This window comes from Aminivibrio sp. (genome assembly GCF_016756745.1).
Lineage (GTDB): Bacteria > Synergistota > Synergistia > Synergistales > Aminobacteriaceae > Aminivibrio.
This window is the reverse complement of record NZ_JAESIH010000045.1, coordinates 36,351-54,171: the sequence shown is the minus strand read 5'-3', so window position 1 is coordinate 54,171 and position 17,821 is coordinate 36,351. Positions and strand designations below refer to the sequence as shown.

Annotated in this window: 16 protein-coding genes; all 16 read left to right on the top strand. The window is 58.8% G+C overall.

Annotated features, from left to right (window positions below; translation table 11 throughout):
- Positions 1 to 1,473 (top strand): helix-turn-helix transcriptional regulator (locus JMJ95_RS06765; RefSeq protein ID WP_290683892.1); only part of this gene is annotated, 1,473 nt, incomplete at its 5' end.
- Between the two features lie 178 nt (positions 1,474 to 1,651).
- Positions 1,652 to 3,004 (top strand): hypothetical protein, encoded by a 1,353-nt coding sequence (locus JMJ95_RS06760; RefSeq protein WP_290683890.1) that lies wholly within the window; start codon positions 1,652 to 1,654, stop codon positions 3,002 to 3,004.
- 21 nt (positions 3,005 to 3,025) lie between these two features.
- Complete coding sequence (locus JMJ95_RS06755; RefSeq protein WP_290683888.1) at positions 3,026 to 4,606, top strand: hypothetical protein; 1,581 nt, start codon at positions 3,026 to 3,028, stop codon at positions 4,604 to 4,606.
- Positions 4,607 to 4,631: 25 nt separating this feature from the next.
- Entirely contained in the window at positions 4,632 to 5,993 is a 1,362-nt protein-coding gene (locus tag JMJ95_RS06750) for a hypothetical protein (RefSeq protein WP_290683886.1), read from the top strand.
- Positions 5,994 to 6,066: 73 nt separating this feature from the next.
- Positions 6,067 to 6,747: a PspA/IM30 family protein gene (locus JMJ95_RS06745; RefSeq protein WP_290683884.1), complete on the top strand. Its 681-nt coding sequence runs from the start codon at positions 6,067 to 6,069 to the stop codon at positions 6,745 to 6,747.
- On the top strand, positions 6,740 to 7,174 hold the full coding sequence (locus JMJ95_RS06740) for a YbjN domain-containing protein (RefSeq protein WP_290683882.1): 435 nt from the start codon (positions 6,740 to 6,742) through the stop codon (positions 7,172 to 7,174). Before JMJ95_RS06745 ends, JMJ95_RS06740 begins: the two co-directional genes overlap by 8 nt.
- A 28-nt stretch (positions 7,175 to 7,202) precedes the next feature.
- Complete coding sequence (locus tag JMJ95_RS06735) at positions 7,203 to 7,991, top strand: E3 ubiquitin ligase family protein (RefSeq protein ID WP_290683880.1); 789 nt, start codon at positions 7,203 to 7,205, stop codon at positions 7,989 to 7,991.
- Positions 7,992 to 8,013: 22 nt separating this feature from the next.
- Positions 8,014 to 9,222 carry a hypothetical protein gene (locus JMJ95_RS06730; RefSeq protein ID WP_290683878.1) on the top strand — a complete coding sequence of 403 codons (1,209 nt, stop codon included), beginning with the start codon at positions 8,014 to 8,016 and terminating at the stop codon, positions 9,220 to 9,222.
- A gap of 64 nt (positions 9,223 to 9,286) precedes the next feature.
- Positions 9,287 to 9,577, top strand: coding sequence for a helix-turn-helix transcriptional regulator (locus JMJ95_RS06725; protein ID WP_290683876.1), 291 nt, complete (start codon positions 9,287 to 9,289; stop codon positions 9,575 to 9,577).
- Positions 9,578 to 9,682: 105 nt separating this feature from the next.
- On the top strand, positions 9,683 to 11,299 hold the full coding sequence (locus JMJ95_RS06720) for a hypothetical protein (RefSeq protein WP_290683874.1): 1,617 nt from the start codon (positions 9,683 to 9,685) through the stop codon (positions 11,297 to 11,299).
- Between the two features lie 78 nt (positions 11,300 to 11,377).
- Positions 11,378 to 13,345 (top strand): DUF2207 domain-containing protein, encoded by a 1,968-nt coding sequence (locus JMJ95_RS06715; protein WP_290683872.1) that lies wholly within the window; start codon positions 11,378 to 11,380, stop codon positions 13,343 to 13,345.
- Between the two features lie 37 nt (positions 13,346 to 13,382).
- The gene (locus JMJ95_RS06710; RefSeq protein ID WP_290683870.1) at positions 13,383 to 13,928 is read left to right on the top strand and encodes a hypothetical protein; all 546 of its coding nucleotides are present in this window, start codon (positions 13,383 to 13,385) and stop codon (positions 13,926 to 13,928) included.
- Positions 13,929 to 13,979: 51 nt separating this feature from the next.
- The gene (locus tag JMJ95_RS06705) at positions 13,980 to 14,714 is read left to right on the top strand and encodes an SH3 domain-containing protein (RefSeq protein WP_290683868.1); all 735 of its coding nucleotides are present in this window, start codon (positions 13,980 to 13,982) and stop codon (positions 14,712 to 14,714) included.
- A 17-nt stretch (positions 14,715 to 14,731) separates the two neighbouring features.
- On the top strand, positions 14,732 to 15,979 hold the full coding sequence (locus tag JMJ95_RS06700) for a lysozyme inhibitor LprI family protein (RefSeq protein WP_290683867.1): 1,248 nt from the start codon (positions 14,732 to 14,734) through the stop codon (positions 15,977 to 15,979).
- Positions 15,949 to 16,224 (top strand): hypothetical protein, encoded by a 276-nt coding sequence (locus JMJ95_RS06695; protein WP_290683865.1) that lies wholly within the window; start codon positions 15,949 to 15,951, stop codon positions 16,222 to 16,224. The genes JMJ95_RS06700 and JMJ95_RS06695 overlap by 31 nt, the downstream gene beginning before the upstream one ends.
- Positions 16,221 to 17,756 (top strand): hypothetical protein, encoded by a 1,536-nt coding sequence (locus JMJ95_RS06690; RefSeq protein WP_290683863.1) that lies wholly within the window; start codon positions 16,221 to 16,223, stop codon positions 17,754 to 17,756. The genes JMJ95_RS06695 and JMJ95_RS06690 overlap by 4 nt, the downstream gene beginning before the upstream one ends.
- Positions 17,757 to 17,821 lie beyond the last annotated feature (65 nt).

The following is a 17,821-nucleotide window of genomic DNA, read 5'->3' as shown; positions in this document are numbered from 1 at the left end:
CAAAATCATAGTTCAGAATGGAATACTGAAACTACAGGGGGTGATCCGCGAATGAGGGCGGCAAAAATCCTGGGGACCGCCGGCGGTCTTGGTCTGCTCTTCTCGTGGATGGAATCCATCTTCCTGTACTATGGCCTCCCGGCCCGTCTTGCAGCCAGGGGATATACCGGGGAAAGCACCGTGGCCCTTTTCCTTGCCGTTCACTGCCTTACCTATCTTGTCATGGGGCTCCTCTCCATGAAGTCCTTTTTCGACCGGCACAGGGAGGCGGTGCCCTTTGCAGGCTGCCTGTTCATGCTCTCCCTCCCGGGGCTCCTTTTCCTTTCCGGGTTCGTTCCCTCTCCTCCCGCCGCGGCTCTCGCCCTGGCAGGGATGCTTTTGTCGGCGGCCGGAGGGGCCATGCTCATCGGCCGTTGGGGTGTGTTTCTCAGCACCTTTGTTCCCGACGACGTGGCGGTGGTGTTTGGCCTGTCGCCCATGATCTCTTTATTCATTATCAGGTTTTTTTCGGTGCTGGATGTCTCCCTTCTGGTTTTTGCCGCACCCCTGCTGAGCCTTGCGCTGCTCTGGGGCGCCGGTGGAGTGCGGGCCGAAGAAACGGAGCAGCTCACCCCCCTGCCTGATTTTCCCATCTGGAGACTGGCCGTGTTTCTCTTTTGCTTTTATACCGCCAACGGCTTTCTCATCAGCCTCATTCCCATCGTTTTTGCCCGCACCGATCCGGTGACCGACTGGATCAGGGCCTTTTCCTCCCTCGGTGCGGCCCTCGTTTTCCGGTTTTACCCCAGGTCGGACCTGAGGAACTTCTACAGGGGAGCCTTCCCGTTCATCGCCGCCGCCCTTTTCTTTCTGACCTTCTCGCCCTATCGGACACCCGCGAGGTTTTTCCTCGAGGGAGGATTGTCCTTTCTCGACCTCTACGCCTGGCTGCTCCTGATCTATTTTGCCTCCCGTACGGGCCTCAGGAGGGGAGCGGTAATCAACCTGGGCATTTCCATCATCGTCCTTGCAGGCACAGTGGCACATTACCACCTTCTTTTCCGGAACAGCGCCGCTCTTCTTCCCGGCCAGTACTACCAGGTCTCCTTTGCCCTCCTGGGGATATTTCTGCTGCTCCTCATGCTCTCCCTGTGGGACGGAAGGGATCTTCCCCTCCAGATGGGGAGCGCTGCCCGCAGAAAAAGAGAGGAAGAAGGCGGTTTTGCGGGGGGTGACGACGGCGGGGATATGGGGGACGCGGACCCTGAAGTGAAGGATAAAGAAGAGGAGATGGGGCGGCGAATGAAGCTCATGGAGTTCAATCTCACCCGGCAGGAAACGGAAATTGCCCTCCTTCTCCTCAAGGGCGCCAAGGACCTCAATATTTGTTCCCTTCTCTATATTTCCCAGAATACACTGAAATACCACCTCAGGAATATCTACAGGAAAACAGGCTCAAGCAATCGAAGAGAGCTCAAAAACATCCTCGATTGAGTGCAAACGGGGTGAGACTCTTCACCCCAAGGGTTCAGAAAAAAGGTGGGAAATCTCACCCCGAAAAAGGGGTGGGAAAACCCACCCTTTTTTTATCCCGGGGGTGAGGACGGGCTTTCCCTTTTCAGGTAGGCTTTTCCCGGATAGAAGAACCAGAACCGGGAGGAGATGATGTGCCATGCCCCTTTTCACGCGAAAAAAAGCGGGTGCTCTTCTGTTTCTTTCTCTTTTTATTGTAGTCACCCTGGCTGCTTTGGGAGCGGAATGCGCCGAACCGGCGCCGAAGAACGACGTAACGCGGGCGGAATTCTTCCTGAAGAAGTTCGAGGACCGGGTGAACCGTTTCCGGGGGCAGGCCTTCCGCCTCGGATACGAGGATAACGAGGCCCTGAAGAGAATCAAGGATCTTAAGGAAAAATATCCCGACGATCCTGCCGTGGAGGATCTGTTCCAGAGAGGCCGCCTTGCCCTCATGAAGAGCAAGGGGGATTTTCTGGAGATCACGCCGGAGATGCTGGTTTTCCGGGAGAACGAGAAGAAACTCAAGCAGCTCTTCGGCGAAATAGCGGACAGGGAATGGAAGCAGTTCACCGAGGACATTCTCGCCGGGCCCACCGCCCTGCCGAAGGCCTTTCCCGCTCCCGACCGCAGCCAGGTCTCCATAGAGGATATCAAGGAAAGCTATGTCATCCTGGACGAGTTTGAATACCCGGCGAACCAATTCATCGACCTGGGGCGGGAGTTCGTCTCCGTGGGATCCGGAGCCAAAGGGTACTATTTCGTTGAGATTTCCAACAGGAACTGGCTCGGCCCTTACGAGGCTGTCAAACGGTACCGCCGCCTCATCAACCGGGACTTCCCGGAAGAGGGGAAGTGGACCCTTCTCGGACGTATCACCGGCATCGAGATGGTGATTCCCCAGGCGGAGAAGGTCAAGACCGTGGCCCCCCAGTGGGGGTGGGTGGTCACACCTGTGGCCCTGTACATCCCCGGTGTCACCTTTGCTTTCTACGATTCGGCAAATGAGCTGGGCGGCAGTTTTGCCGGGGAAGAACGGATGGAGGAGATCAAGGACCCCCTCTACACCGTGCGGTATGTCCCCCGGGATGTGGAGCCCGAACGGCTGGTTGAGATCTTCGCCGCTTCCGTGAAGGAAAAGAACTTCGAACTCTTCCTCGACTGCATCGACCCCGACAGGAAGAAGACCCGCACCGCCCAGTCCCTGATCCGCTATCACTGGGATCTCCATCTCGAAAGGTTTGCCACCTTCTATGTCCACATAACGACAGACGAAGCCAAAATAGACGTGATCAGGGGATTCGATACCGGAACGGGAGTGGAGGACTTCTTCCTTGACGAAGAGCAGAAGGAGAAGATCCGGGAAATTTCCGGAGAAGTAGTGGAGCAGGCCCTCGTAACCACCCGGGCGTGGGACGAGAGGGGCCGCCAGTACGGGTCGCCCAAGCCCCATTACCTTATCCGGAAAAACAAGGGGCGCTGGTACATCAACAACTACGAGCAGCCTTTCTAGCTGGTAAAGGCGGTGAAATCAATGAAACGCAGCATGTTTCCCAGGAAAATTGCGGTACTGCTCCTCATGGCAGTATTTTTCGCCGCCTGCCCCGGAATGAAGGCAGCCGCCCAGGAGCAGGAAACAAGAATGCCCACCTATGAGGAAGTCGCCGCCGAGGTGGAAAAGAGACTGCCCGATGCGGAGGAGAAAATCCTGGCGGGCGTGGCGGCGGTGGAGCAGCTTCTGAAGTCTTCAAAGACCGAGGCAGCGCAGATGACGGGAAAGTGGAACGAGATCCGGGAGCAGTCCTTTGCCTCTCCCGTTCTGAAGGAACTGGCCCAGCTCCGTCCCCTGCTGAAACTCGCCATCGACAGGAAGATTAATGAAGATATACGGATAGCGAGGGAGAACGTGGGCAAGAGTGCTCCTCCTGCTGCGGCACCCCCTGCTTCCGGGCAGTCAGGAATCACCCTCCCTATTGCCAGGGATATTCACAAGGACGCCGAAGAACTGCTCGGGTTCGCCCAGGAGATCCAGTCCGTCGGAGAAGCGGTAGCCTGGACGCTGAAGGTGAACCGGCACATCGAGTCCCTGGAGTTCGACATCGGGAATGCCCCGGCCCGGGTCGGCGCCTACGTGGACGACATGAAGTTCATGAGCGTCTCCCTGGTGGACATCCACAGGAAGGCAAACCAGGCTATTGAGGACTATTCGAAAACCCGGGGATCCCTTGCGGAGCTGAAGGGAGAGATGTCCAGGTATCTGATGCTGACGATGGGCATGAAGTACAGGACCCAGAATGCCGCCGTCAGCCTTGTGAACACAGCGAAGTACCTCGAGCCGGAGACCGGGTACGTCATTCCGGCGACGGAACTCAAGCGGATGGAAGTCCTGGCGGATTACTGGAAGGACGGAAAGAATCTCTACCCCCTGCTCCGGCAGGACATCGCGGACGGGGTCGCCCGGTGGGCTCCCCACCCGAAGGCGAAGTGGGCGAACTACCTGGAGTCGAAAAAAGAGTTCAACAAGGTCTACGCCCCGTTGCTGCAGGGGAATCTCTTCCAGGGGATTCCTCTCTTCGAGGGGAAGAAATATTCGGAGCTCTCCGGTGTAGTCCTTGATACGGAAATGACCCTCCGCAGCGTCATTGCCGTCATCGCCGGCGAGGAAAAGAATGTTGAGATCAGGCGAAGCGCGCTGGAGCAGGATAATGTCCTTACCAGGAAGGAACAGGAGGAGATCCGGAAGCTTGAGGCCGCGTATGGTCCGGAGCGGGAGAAATCCCTGCAGAATGCCGTGTACAAGGCCGCCGGAGGCTATGCCAAGGTCGTGGAACTGGAGCGGTTTCTCGAGAACTCTGACATGAAGGACGGTGCCTATGCAAAAGTGAAGGAGGAGCTGGACACTCTTGTGAAACGGAGGCACCCGGAGCAGAGGGCGGCGGATTCGGCCATGCAGACCTTCTACAAGCAGCTCCCGGAAGCCCAGAGACGGGTGGATGCCATCATAGCGGACCACGGAAAACGGAAGAAGGACCTCGGTCTTCAGCCGATGTTGAAAGAAGCGAAGCTGGCCAAAGAAAAACAGTTCGACACGCTCAAGCCGAGAAGCCAGTGGTGAGACTCAGTGAAGGAGGTTCAGCGCCATGTCAGGCAGGATCAGCGGGATGAGGACTCTTCTTTTTGCGACAGCCGCGTCCGTCATGGTCTGCGCTGCCGTTCTTCCCGCCTTACCACAGGAACAGGAGCGGTCCCTCGGGACCATCATGGACTACTATGACTCTCTCGTGAAGCAGGGAATGGACGGTGTCGGGAATCTCCTCAAATCCACCAGGCGTGAAAAGTCAGAGGTGGAAGGGGTATGGGACGACCTGAACGAGCGATTCATCTCCGTGTTTTCCAGAATCGGCCATTTCGAGTTCGACAGCCTCCTGAAAAAAGAGACGAGCGAGTCGGCGGCGAAAAAAGCCTCTGAGTGGTCCCACAGCATGATCCTCCTCATCCATGATCTTCAGGCCGTGGGTGAAGTGGTGGCATGGCAGAGACAGGTGAACAGGGAGATTTTTCAGAGGGAATTCGATATCGAAAAAGCGCCGAACCGACTCACCGGCTATATGGAAAGGCTGAAAGAAGACGGCCCGAGGCTTGAGGCGATTGCACGGGATCTGAAGAATGGACGGCTTTCGAGTGAAGAGATCCAAAAGTGCCTGAAAGAGGTGCAGTCCATAAGGATTACCGCGGAGAACGTCTCGGGAAGCATCGGACGCACCATAGGGTATCTTGGGGAGGACGTCACCCTGGAAAAGGAACCGGACAGGCGTATCGCCAAAATTCTTGAGGACTGGACTCAAATGAAGGAGCACCACCCCGACGTGGCTCCTGAACTGAGCGATACTCCCTTGAACTGGGTCCCTCTTGCAAAAAAACACTGGGAGAACCTCGGGAAGGCCAGGGAGGATTTCGACAAGGCATACAGCCCCTTCCTGGAAGGAAAAATCTTCAAGGATATTCCCGTGTTCCGGGACTACGAGTACAAGGATCTTTCCAGGCCCGCCGTCAGTCTCGAGATTGATCTGAAAACGGCCTTGGCGGCGATAGTGCAGAAAGAGAAGAGTGAATCGGAGCTCCGCAGGGCGATCGAACTGGACGAGGAACTCACCAGAAAGGAACGGGAGCGGATACGGAAGCTTGACGATTCGATTTCTCCGCAGAAATACCGGGAACTTTCCCTGGCACACTCAAGGGCAGCGGGAGGAATCAACAGAGTCCGGGAACTTCAGCTTCTCATGAGCCGTTTCCCCCTGGACCAGGTCGGTTCGCCGGAGTACAGGAGACTTTCGGAAGAATCTGCCCTCATCATGGATTTCAAACATCCGGAGCAGCTTGCGGTGGAAAGGAAAATCCGCGAGTTCGAGGCACTGAAAGAAAAGGTGTCAAGGGAAAGAGAAACAATAACAAACGAGCACCGGAACCGGAAAAAAAAGCTTGGACTGGCTCCCGAATGGTGAACGGACGACCGGGGCGGCCGAAAAAATGGATCCTGCACAGGGAAGGAACCCAACATAAGGAGGAGAAAACGTCATGAGCATCTTCGCGCGGGTTTCGGATATCTTCAAGGCGAACGTCAACGAAATGCTGGACAGGATGGAAGATCCGGAAAAGATGGTCAAGCAGATGATCATCGAAATGGAAGAGGCCCTCGTCAAGGCCACTTCCGGGCTGGCAAAGGCCATGGCCAACGAGCAGAGCCTCAGGAAGCAGCAGGGCCTGGCCATGACCCAGTCAAAGCAGTGGGAGGACAAGGCCGCCATGGCCCTCAAGGCGGGCAATGCGGACCTGGCGAAGCAGGCCCTCTCCAGGAAGATGATCTACGACGGCCAGGCGAAGCAGTATGACGCCATGGCGGCCCAGGCGTCGGGCACCACGACCCAGCTCAGGGGCCAGCTCGACAGCCTTAAAACGAAGCTTGACGAAGCCCGGATGAAGCAGGTCACCCTGGTGGCCCGGGCCCAGGCGGCGAAGACCCAGAAGGAATTTTCCACGGTGCTGGGGACGAACGTGGGACAGGGAGCCTTCGCCAAGTTCGACAAGATGGAAAAGAAGATCGAGGGAATGGAGGCGGAAGCCCAGGCCTTCTCCGAGCTCTCCTGCGATGCGGCTGCCGATGACCCCTTCAGGGACATGGAAAAAGACATTCAGCTCGAGGCCGAGATGGCGAAGCTCATGGAAAAAATGAATGCGGGCGGTGGGGCGGGTGCATAAGTTTCCGGTGCTCAGGGACGGAGTGAACGAGCCTCTGCTCGAGGACGTGCGGAAAAAAGTGGACGGCTACCTGGCGGAGCTTTTCGACAAGGATGATCTTATGAAGGTGGACGGACTTGTTTCCATTTCCTTCGGGAGCGCCACGATCCAGGTGACCGTCAATCCCTGGCATTCAGAGAACGTCCTGGTCAAGGTCTTTTCCTATCTCGCGGACAACGTGGACCCGGACAGGGTCTCCTCGGAATTCATGAGACTGAACTCGGATCTCCCCCTCGGTGCCTTCTCCCTGACCTTCGACAACACGGTCATGCTCTCCTGTTCCCTGCCTGGGGCGAGCCTCGACAAAAACGAGCTTCTCGGCGCTCTGCAGACCGTGACGGCCTATGCGGACCAGTATGACGACATTCTGAAGGAGATGTACCGGTAGTCCTAATCTGACCAAAGGAGGGGACTGAATGAACATGTTTGCACTTGCGGCCGGAGGGCTGCTGGCGGCGGGAGGGGCCTATCTCGCCTTCGTCCAGAAGAAAAAAACCGAGGGTGTGCTCACGGAACTTAAGTTCATGAAAGCCACCCCGCTGCAGGAACTTCACGGAACGTGGAAGTCCCTGTGCGACGAGGGCATGGGGGACGGTTTCCAGGATTTCATCGAGACCAACGGAGCCGCCGCCACTGACGGAGAGCTCATCGCTCCCTACAGCGGCCAGCCCTGTGCGTACTACGAGGCTACCGTCCTGAGGGAATTCGAGAAGCAGGAAACGACCACCGACAAGGACGGCAAGGTGAGGACAAACAGGACGAGGGGATCGGAGACTGTCTCGTCCCAGAAGAGCCCCTCTCCTCTCTATGTCACCGACGGCGGCGTGAGAGTGGGCATAGACCTGGACGGGGCCACCCTCCACCTCAAGGACGGCGCCGACAGGTTTGAACCCTATGAAAGCAACAAAACCTACACCTTCTTCGGGGTCCAGTTCTCGTCCCCCTCCGGAGTCCGGACTCTCGGCTTCAAGTACAGGGAAAAAATCATCCCCCTGGGTCACCATCTGTACGTGGCGGGGGAGGCCAGGCAGTCGGCGGGAAACCTGCGCATCGGCAAGCCGTCGGAAAAAGGAAAGCCCTTCATCGTCTCGGTGAAGTCGGAGGAAGAAGTGACTGCGGGTGTGGAAGGCAAGGCCAAGACCCAGTTTTACATCGGCATCGTTCTTGTGGTGATCGGCCTGGCCATAGCCCTGTTCGTGAAATAGCGAAAGAAGGAGGAACGAAAAAATGAAGGGAAGACTGTTACCGGCACTTTTGGCACTACTGTTTGTTCTCGCGGTTTCCGCGGCTGCGTTCGGGGCGGATCCGAAGTATGTGAAAAGCTCCACCTTCGGCCCGAAGATCACCGACGGGGTGACCGTCGAATTCCTTCAGATGGTCCGGGACGACCCCGACATCAAGAAGGGCAAGCCTCTCCGCCTCGGGGGAGCTGTCACCGACGACGACCTGAAAAAAGTCGCCTCCCTCGCTGATGTCCTGACAGGACTCCTTATGGAGCGAACAGACCAGGTGACCGATCTTTCCCCCCTGTCGGTTCTCTCCGGCCTGACGTACCTGAAACTTGACAGCCTCAAGGGGATCAAGACCCTTGCCCCCCTCGGGGCCCTTGTGAAGCTGAAGGAGCTGGAAATCCGGCAGGTGGAGTATCCCGATCTCGATTTCCTGGCCGGCATGAACGACCTGGAGTCCCTGGTCTTCTTCATGCAGCCCAAGACTATCGAAGACATTTCTCCCCTGAAGGGGAAGGCGAAGCTGAAGAGACTTCACCTCTATTCGGCGCCCGTGACGGATATCTCTGTTCTGGCGGAGCTCACCGAAATCGAAGACCTTAGCCTCTACATGATCAAGGCTGACGACCTGTCGCCCATAGGCGGGCTGACGAAGCTGAAGAGACTGAGTCTGTACGCAATTCCCGCCAAGGATATGTCCCCCGTGGAAAACCTCACTGAACTTCGCTACATCTGGGTTTACGCCACGAAGTTCGAGGACTATTCGCCCCTGAAGAAACTCACGAAGCTCGAGGAGCTGCACGGCGGCCTCTCCAAGCTGGAAACCCTGGAGTACGTGGAGTTCATGCCGAAGCTCAAGATAGTGAAGATGCTCCGGGAGGACATCATCGACGTGTCGCCCCTGGCGAAATGCCCGGATCTCACCGAGGTTGTCCTGGAGTCCATTACCGGTCCCGTGGACCTTGCCGTCTTCGCCGGCCATAAGAAGCTGACCGCCCTGGACGTGGAGGGATGCAAGGTGCTCAACCCCGAAGCGATCACGGCGCTGCCCAGGCTCCAGAGGCTCGATCTCCAGAAAACGGAGGGTGTGTCCGATTTCTCCATTTTCAAGGATCTTCCGAAGCTTCAATATATCTACGCGAAGGAGGGGCAGTTCCCTGACGAGCAGATCGCACCCTACGGAAAGATTGCGATCATCCAGAAATAGGCCGGAAGGGGGGAGAGGGTCTCTCTTCCCCCGGCTGCCTGTTTCGTGAGGGGGAATGATAGTCATGGCAGTGCGTTTTCCCGCAAATCCGGAGAAGGGGAGCACCGGGGGAAGCGCGAGAAGGAAAGGCCCTTCGAAGGAGGAACTGCGGATCAGGCTGCAGCTCGCTCCCTTCAGCCTGACGAAAAAGGAGACGGAGATCACGCTGCTTCTTCTGGAGGGGCTCAAGAGAGAGGAAATCCTTGAGAACTGCGAGATTACGAACAATACGCTCAAGACCCATATCCGCCAGATCTACAGGAAGCTCAGCGTCACCGGAAGAGGTGACATACCGGCAAAAATAGGATTGGCGTGACAGCGGCTCAATGGTGGAGTAATGTAATGCCACCCCGGATTGTCCGGGGAAAAAGAACCGGAAGAACCGCAGACGGTCTTCCGGGCTCCCAAGGAGGAGATTTCCATGAAAAAAAGGTTTTCCGTTCTATTCCTTTCCCTGGTCCTGGTGGCGTTCATTGCGGCGCCGGGTTGGACGGGCACCCTCGACGCTCTGCCCCAGTGGCCGGACTCGGCCATGTACGGAGTGGTCAACCTCGAGAAGCCCAATGAATTCGTCCAGCGTCTGGTGGATTCTTACCTGTTCAAGGTAGTCACGGCACTCGACCCGGAAATCAAGATGGCGGAGGAGTGGCTCCGTCAGTTCCCCGTCACCTCCGCTTCCGTGGCGGTGGGTTACGGCGAGAAGGGATTCTCCCTGCAGGGGGCGATCCGTTTCACCGACGCAAAGAAGGACATTCTCGCCCGGATGGCCGAAGGCAAGGGAGAGGAAGGGGACGTTGACGCCCTCATCAACAGCCCCGTCCCCGGAGAGCTGATCCTCGCCCCCTTTGAAGGTTCCACCTACGCCGTGATCAGCGGCGGCATGGCCCTCGTTCTCGCCTCGGTTGAACAGGACATGATCCTTGTGGGGTTCACACCCGAGGACATTGCGGCCGTCAGGGAAGCACTGAACGACGGCGGCAAGCGGATGAAGCTCGACAGGAGACTTCCCCAGGGAAGCTTCTTCTTTTTCCACGACAACGGCATGGTAGCCTCCGAGCTCCAGGCCGAATCGGGCGGGGTCCTGAAGGACCCCGTGGGGAACCTCCTGGCCGAGCTGGGCATCAACGCTTCAGACAAGGGATTCGATTTTTCCGTGTTCACCAATTTCGCGAAGGTGTTTTCCCTCGCGGCCGACACGCCGTCCCAGCCTCTGACGAAGGACGACCGCATCCTGCTCGGCGGCGGAAAGCCCTGGTTTACCCTTGTGGGCAGGCCCTTCATCGAGAAAAAGCACTTCCAGATTCTTCGGGAAGCCGCCGCCGGCGGAGACGCCTATGCGGCTCAGGCTGTCCAGTTCCTGGACGCGGCTCAGCAGTTCGGCCTTGACGAGGATGCCATCCTGAAGATCCTCAAGACCGTGGGCATGGTTTTCGGCGGCCGGACGAAGCTTTTCGGCAGCCCTCTTCCCGGGGGATACTTCTACCTTTCAGGTGAAACGAAGGAAGTCCACCTGCTGCTGCCTCTGATGGAAATGGCGGCACGGGAAAGCGGCATGCCCTTCGAGCCCGTGACGAAGGCAGGATGGACCGCTTTCTATGCACTGAAAGACCCCGTGGATTTCGTCATGGGCATCAAAGACGGCATTCTCCTGGCGGGTTTCCTCAGCCCCGAGACTTTCGATGCCGCCCCAGAGCTTTCCGACCGCATGAAGGCCCTGTACGGTGACGACAAGCTCCAGGGGTTCCTTCATTTCGACGCGAAAGTGCTCCGGGACATTATTCTCTCCCTTCTCAACCCGGACGGCCCCTGGGCGGCCTTCATCTCCCAGGAATCGGACATGGTCGAGGGGATCCCCTACATCCTCGAAGGCCTGAAAGGAGCCCAGGAATTCCGTTCGCTGGACATCCTCGCCTCCGACATGGAACGGGCGGACTTCACCATTGTGACTGAAGCGGCGAAACAGGAAGACATCGATGCCATCTCCGCCATGGCCGCGAAATGGAGTGCCATGGGAGCGGAGGAGCAGAAAAAACCGTGACGGAAAGGGGCTGACGTGAGGGCTCCGGAGGCGTACGCCTCCGGAGCCCTCTTACGAAAAAGAGCCCAAGGGGGTGAGATGGCTGTGAAAAAGACTGGTTCACTGCTGTTTTCAGTATGTTTTGCCTGGATACTCCTGTGGGGGGCATCCCCCCTTTCGGCCCAGGAGCGCATAGTGCGTTTCGACGTGGAAGCGGAGATCGGCACTGACGCTTCGCTGACCGTCACGGAGCGCATCGCCGTTGTGGCGGAGGGGAAGGATATCCGGAGAGGAATCATCCGGTCCATTCTCACCGATTTCACCGACAGCGAAGGAAGGGTGCGGCGGGCTCCCCTGGACCTCGTCTCCGCACTTCTCGACGGAAAACCGACCCAGGCCCAGGTGAGCCGCGCAGGCGAACGGATGGAGTTCCGCCTCGGCGATCCCGACGTTCTGCTGCCCTTCGGCGAGCACGTCTTCACCATTACGTATACGACCGCCGGGCAGCTCGGATTTTTCGAGGGGCATGACGAACTCTACTGGAATGCCACAGGGAACGACTGGTCCTTTGTCATTGAAAAGGCGTCCTTTCGGCTGAAACTGCCCGGAAGGGAATTCGGCGAGGGGTTTTCGGCCGTGGAATTCTACACCGGAAGGACCGGGGAGAAGGGGCAGGATGCCCGGCCGTTTCCCGACGGGACCGTGGAATCCGCTGTCCCCTTTGCACCAGGAGAGGGGCTCACCGTCGTCTATTCCTGGCCCAAGGGAATCATCGTCCAGCCTTCCGAGCCTGCACCCATACTTGAACGATGGGGCCGTTCCCCCTACCGGGCGGTCCATCTTGCCATGCCGGTCGTTCTCCTGGCAGTCATGCTCCTTTTCTGGATCCGGTGGGGAAAGGATCCCGCACCCAGACCCGTCATTCCTCTCTTTTCCCCTCCTGCCGGAGTGGAGGCGGGCTTTGCCCGGTATGTCCGCACCATGATGACCGACGACAAGTCTTTTGCCGCCATGATCCTCGGCATGGCCGTCAGGGGAATCCTGGCGATAGAGGAAACCACCCTCGCCGGGGAAGCGGCGAAACGGGCCGGGACGCTGCCCTCGGGGGCAGGCACGGCCCTGAAGCTCCTCGTAAAGCTTGCGGGGACGTCCTACCGGCTGAAGCTGAACCGGGAGAAGCTTGCCGGAGCACGACTGACGGAAGACGAACGAAGGCTCGCCGATGACCTCTTCGGCTCCACCCGCACGGAAATTCATCTTTCGAGCGCCGACAGGCCGGCCATCCAGGACGCCTTCCGCCGTCTCGGCCTCGGTTTCCGCGAACGGGGCAGGCCGCTGCTGAAGACAAACCTGGGGAAATGGATCGCCGGCGTGGTTCTTTTCGAACTCTACGCCGTGCTCATGCTGATCCTCATGATTCTTTCCGGAGAACCCCGGTTCGAGCCCATTCTTGCACTCCTTTCCGGTCCCTTCCTCCTTCTTCCCCTCGCCCTTCCTCTTCCTTCGGGCAAGGGGAGCTTCATCGCCAAATTTTTCGTCCGGGTCTTTTTCCCCGGCATTTTTCTGTTTGTCGTGGCCGGTGCCGGTCTTGCCGGAGCGTCAAGCGGCCTGGACGTGGATCTCCTGTCTCTTCCGGGGCCCTTCCTATGCGTGGGAGTGCTGCTGGTGTTCAAGCCCCTTATGAGGGTCAGGACGGAAGAAGGGGCCAGGCTCAACGAAAGCATCGAGGGCCTGCGGATGTTCATCACGACGGCGGAGAAACACCGCCTCGAAATGCCGGCCCCGCCGGAGGAAACGCCCCAGCTCTTCGAGACCCTCCTTCCATACGCCTTTGCCCTGGACGCCGCGGAAACATGGGCGAACCGCTTTCAAAACGTGCTCGCCGCGGCCAATTACACGCCCTCGTGGTATAGGGGCGACCTTAATACCTTTACCACTGTCGCCGGTGTGGCGGCGTTCACGTCAGGATTCTCCGGTGCCGTTTCCTCGGGGACACGGTCGTCCGGCAGCGGCGGAAGTGGCTCATCGGGCGGCGGAGGCGGAGGCGGAGGCGGCCGGGGATGGTAGCTGCCCGCCGGTGATGACGAAAGGGAGGAATCTGATAATGAAAAGAAATCATTGCAGGGTCTGCTGCCTGATGGTCCTTTTGCTGTCCGCGGCCTGGGCAGTGCAGTGCGAAGGGGCTCTTCCCAGGACGGCCCTCGAGTTCGAGATGCGCTACCGGCAGGAGGGGACAACTCCCGAAGCGGCGGCGAAGCTCTTTTTCGACGGCATCTTCGCCTACATGGACAGGTCCACCCGGGCGGAGGGGCGGAAAATGCTCGCCCTCGCCATGGACGAACGGCCCGACTGGGACGGACGGGCCATCATGAAACTCTTCGCTGACAGGATGAAAAGCCCGAAGACCGCCCATATCTTCAGGAGCTACGCCAGGGGGGCCGTGCCCGAGAACGGGTACGCCATGGACCCGGACAATTACGAACTGGTGATCGAACGGGCCGTGGAGGGTCACCCGAAGGGGCTTCAGCTCTACCTCAGGAGCGGCGGTGCGGACTATCCCCGGGTGATTTACATGAAAGAGATCAACGGCTTCTGGTTCATCGCCGACGGAAGCACTGTCAAGGTGGAAGTCCGCCCGCCGAGGAAATAGAAACGGAAGAAATGTCGCCGGGAACATCCCGGCCGAAAGGAGGACGGAATTATGAAACGAAGGGCCCGGCTCGCCGCGGCAATCCTTGTGGTTCTCACGGCTGTTCCCCTCTTCGCCGCCGCCGCGGCTGAAAATTACGAATGGCCGAAGGCGGGTTTCGTCACCGGATCGAGGGTCAACCTGCGGAGCGGCCCCTCCACCTCGGCGAAGGTCGTGGGGCAGTTCGGCCACGACTACGAAACAGGGGAACTCGTGGTGACCGGAAAAGAGGAAACGGGTGAGGCGTTTCCGTGGTACCGGGTGGTCTCCCACCAGCTCGGCGAAGGGTGGATCTACGGCAAGTTTCTTTTCGTCGAGGAGACGGACAGCACGGTCCGGCGCTACGCCATGAAAATCCGGGATGATTTCGGCATCTCCCCTGCACTGGCGGTGAAAATGTACGGCGAACCAATGAAGCGGGAGGAACGAAAGGTGAAGCTTCCCGATTTCAATACCACGGTTCATATCGTGGACCTTTTCTTCCACGGCCACAACGCCGCATACTGGAACGGCGCCCTCCAGTCGGTGGATATCCCCGCGGGCTTCATGGGCTTCGGAGACATCGTCATGGGCATGGATGCCGGCGAGGCTCTCTCCCAGCTTGGGGCACCCTCGGAAAAGGAGTCCCCGGTGCGTTATTTTTACATCCACGAACGGGATGAAATCGAAATCCGGTTCGACAGGGACCCGGCGGAGGGTGGGGGCAGGGTGACCGGTCTCCACTACCGCAGGGTCGTCTACGAATGACAGGGGAGGAAAATGCGATGAGAACGGGGGCCCTATGCGTCCTTCTGGTGCTCTGCTTCTGCGGCGCGGCCTGGGGAGTGGTCCATCCGCTGGACGGGGAGATCGATAAGTGCATGAACGACGATCCCAGCACCCAGGGGACCATTCAGTGCGCGAATATGGGGAAGAAAAAATGGGACGGCGAACTCAACCGGGCCTATAACGAACTCATGAAACTTCTGCCGAAGGAAGGACAGTCACTTCTCCGGACTGCCCAGAGAGCGTGGATCCCCTGGAGAGAGAGTGAGTACAAGCTCCTTGGCGGGGTTTATCTCACAATTTACAACAACCTCGACGGGGGGACCATGTGGCTTGTAGCCAACGCCATCGCCGAGATGGACGTGGTGAGGGGGAGGGCCTTGGAGCTGGTCGCCTACATAGAAGAGCTCAGGGCCGGAAAACCCTTCTTCCCCGGGGAGTATCCGAAGGGGCAGACTGAGGAGCAGCTGGCTGCTGCCATGAAGGTCAAGAACGACCATAAAAAACTCGGCCAGGCCTTCGGCTCCAACGGCGAAGTCATTGCCGCCGAGGCCCTGCAGTCCTGGGAGGACTTCCGGAACAAGGAAGCCGCCTTCATGACCTGGTTCTACGGGAAAACCGCCGACAAGGCCTTCCTCCTTCACGCCCGGATGCTGAAGAACACCGCCCGGCTCAGGAAACTCGAAGGGCTCTACGACGACCTGAAATCCGGCGGCCTGCAGGAATCTCCGTCCGGGGAGAGCGCAAAGAAACCCGGAGGAGGAAAGGAACCCTTTGTCGGAGACCGGAGCCTGTACCGCCCTTCCCAGGGAACATGCGATTTCGGAGCGTATATCATCGACCCAGATCCCAAGGGAACCAACGTGCGGGAGACCCCGAACGGAAAAGTGACCGCCGTCCTGCCCCACCAGCCCGATGACCCCGCCCTCATCATGGTGAAGGTCACGGGGCACAGGGATAAATGGCTTTCGGTGGTTCTCCACGACGGAGCGAAGGGATGGGTTTTCAGCGAACTGGTGGGAATGAGTCTCCGCAACTATGCGCCGGGCTCCGTGGCCGTACTGAGAACACGGCCCGACGGAAATGCTCCCGCCGTGGGCGACATCTTCGGCGACGAGGAAGTGACGGTTCTCGGAGGCGAAGGGGAGTGGGCCCTCGTCCGGTACAGGCACCCGAAAGGCCATGAGTTTATCGGCTGGCTGGACCCGGAGAAGCAGTGCGACAATCCCTACACTACATGTCCATGAGACGCCTGACGGGCATGGCCTGCCTGGCCGCCGGAGCGGCCCTGCTGGCGTGGATGGTCTTCGAATATTTTTTCCTGGTTTTTCTCGCCGGGAAGCTTCTTCCCGGAGCAGGCCTTTCGGCCTGGCTTGCGGGTTTCGGCCGGGCGCTTCTCTCCCTGCCGGGAGCGGCGGCTCTTTCCCTTGCGGCGGCTGGGTGTTTCCTGATCACAAAGGGACGAAACAGCGAAAGGAGGAACGATTCATGAGACTTTTTGCGGCTCTTTGCATCATTATCGCAAGTCTGGCAGTCTTGCCCGGGATTTCTTTCGGTGCTGACGTCAAGGCCCTGCTATCCGAGGCGAACGCCCTGTTCAGAAGCGCGGACAAGGACTTCATGTCAGGAAAAATGGACAGCGCCTGGGAATCCGTCACCAAAGCGAAAGAAACAATAACGGCGGCGAAGGAGGCCGATCCGTCAAACAGCCAGGTGACATCCCTGGAGAAACGGATCGACCAGCTTGCGGTAAAAATAGAAAAGCGGAGGGGAAGCTCGTCCCAGGCCGCCCCGGCAGGAAAGCCCGCTTCGCCCGCAGCGGCTCCGAAGCGGCTTCCGGCGACGGCAGGACGGTATCTGATGGAGGCTGACAGGGCCCTGAAGCGGGCTGAAACCATTCTTGGGCCTGACCGGGACAAGCAGGACCCTGCACGGCTGCCCGCAAGGGTGCGGGAGGCCCTGGCCCCGGCGGAAGAAAATCTCGGAAAACTGCTGGCCGAATACCCGGACTTCAGCGACCATCCGGACGTAACCCCGAAGGTCGAACGGCTGGAAGCGGCCTGGAAGGAGCTCAATGCCCTGGAAAGCGCTGCATCGGCTTCAAAGGGAGCGGAGGAGGCCGCCCGGGCGGAACGGGAGAAGATGAGCGGGGAGTGGCTGAAAAAACTCCGGCCTTTCGTCGCCTCGAAGTCAAGAATGGATGACGCTCCTTACCTGGATCCCGAGAAGGAAATGGTTTCCTATGCCGGCTTCGACATCAGTGCCGAGGAACTTGCCCGGAGGCACAGGATTCACGGTGAGGCTGCCGCGGCCCTGGAAGAGTACAGGAATGCTGGAGTGAAGGAACCCCTGGAGCTCCTCGCCGAAACGGCGAAGGAAATTGAGCGGAGGCTCGGTGAATTTTCGGCAAGCCTGGAAGGCCTCGGAAGAACCGCCCTGGACGAGGCGAAGTCCCAGCTTGAATGGGGCAGGGCGTTCACTGCCGAAAACCTCCCGAAGGCCGAGCGGGGCGAAGATTTCAATATCCTTTCACGGGACGTTCTGCTGAGGATACAGAATTCTCTCGACCAGGCCGCCGTCTTCCTTCCGAAGGACGATCCCGACCTTGTCGAAACCCGCACGGGCTTTGCCCGGCTGGAGGAGGAGGGAACCCTTCTCCGGGAGAAGCGGGTGGAAAAAACCCGCCTGCTGTCGGAAAAATTCGGCGGATCCGAGGGTGAGGCAATCCGTGAGGCCGTTGCCGCCGCAATCAGGTCCGAGCACCCCGGCGCTGAGGTTCTCCGGGTGAACATCGTCTCTCCGGCCTGGAAAGAGGAATGGCGTTTCCAGGAGGGGGCGGACAGGGTGCTCCGGCTCACTGCTACCCGCCAGGTGACGGTTCAGGCGGCAGTGAAGAAGAGCGACGGGGTCTTCATGCTGACCCTGGGAGCCTACAGCCCGAAAAACCCGGACTGGACCTGGGGACCCGTGAAGGGATACGTGATGTTCTCCGACAAAATGCTCGAGGAGAACGTGAATAAATGAGGTTCGGGAGCGGTAAGGGGTGAAGGATCCCCTGTCCGCATCCTCCCTTCTTGAAAAATGAGGCT

What these genes read in the sequence shown, in the direction of transcription:
- JMJ95_RS06760 (WP_290683890.1), top strand. Translation starts at nt 1,652, where the DNA reads ATGCCCCTTTTCACGCGAAAAAAAGCGGGTGCTCTTCTGTTTCTTTCT.
- JMJ95_RS06755 (WP_290683888.1), top strand. Translation starts at nt 3,026, where the DNA reads ATGAAACGCAGCATGTTTCCCAGGAAAATTGCGGTACTGCTCCTCATG.
- JMJ95_RS06750 (WP_290683886.1), top strand. Translation starts at nt 4,632, where the DNA reads ATGTCAGGCAGGATCAGCGGGATGAGGACTCTTCTTTTTGCGACAGCC.
- JMJ95_RS06745 (WP_290683884.1), top strand. Translation starts at nt 6,067, where the DNA reads ATGAGCATCTTCGCGCGGGTTTCGGATATCTTCAAGGCGAACGTCAAC.
- JMJ95_RS06735 (WP_290683880.1), top strand. Translation starts at nt 7,203, where the DNA reads ATGAACATGTTTGCACTTGCGGCCGGAGGGCTGCTGGCGGCGGGAGGG.
- JMJ95_RS06730 (WP_290683878.1), top strand. Translation starts at nt 8,014, where the DNA reads ATGAAGGGAAGACTGTTACCGGCACTTTTGGCACTACTGTTTGTTCTC.
- JMJ95_RS06725 (WP_290683876.1), top strand. Translation starts at nt 9,287, where the DNA reads ATGGCAGTGCGTTTTCCCGCAAATCCGGAGAAGGGGAGCACCGGGGGA.
- JMJ95_RS06720 (WP_290683874.1), top strand. Translation starts at nt 9,683, where the DNA reads ATGAAAAAAAGGTTTTCCGTTCTATTCCTTTCCCTGGTCCTGGTGGCG.
- JMJ95_RS06715 (WP_290683872.1), top strand. Translation starts at nt 11,378, where the DNA reads ATGGCTGTGAAAAAGACTGGTTCACTGCTGTTTTCAGTATGTTTTGCC.
- JMJ95_RS06710 (WP_290683870.1), top strand. Translation starts at nt 13,383, where the DNA reads ATGAAAAGAAATCATTGCAGGGTCTGCTGCCTGATGGTCCTTTTGCTG.
- JMJ95_RS06705 (WP_290683868.1), top strand. Translation starts at nt 13,980, where the DNA reads ATGAAACGAAGGGCCCGGCTCGCCGCGGCAATCCTTGTGGTTCTCACG.
- JMJ95_RS06700 (WP_290683867.1), top strand. Translation starts at nt 14,732, where the DNA reads ATGAGAACGGGGGCCCTATGCGTCCTTCTGGTGCTCTGCTTCTGCGGC.
- JMJ95_RS06690 (WP_290683863.1), top strand. Translation starts at nt 16,221, where the DNA reads ATGAGACTTTTTGCGGCTCTTTGCATCATTATCGCAAGTCTGGCAGTC.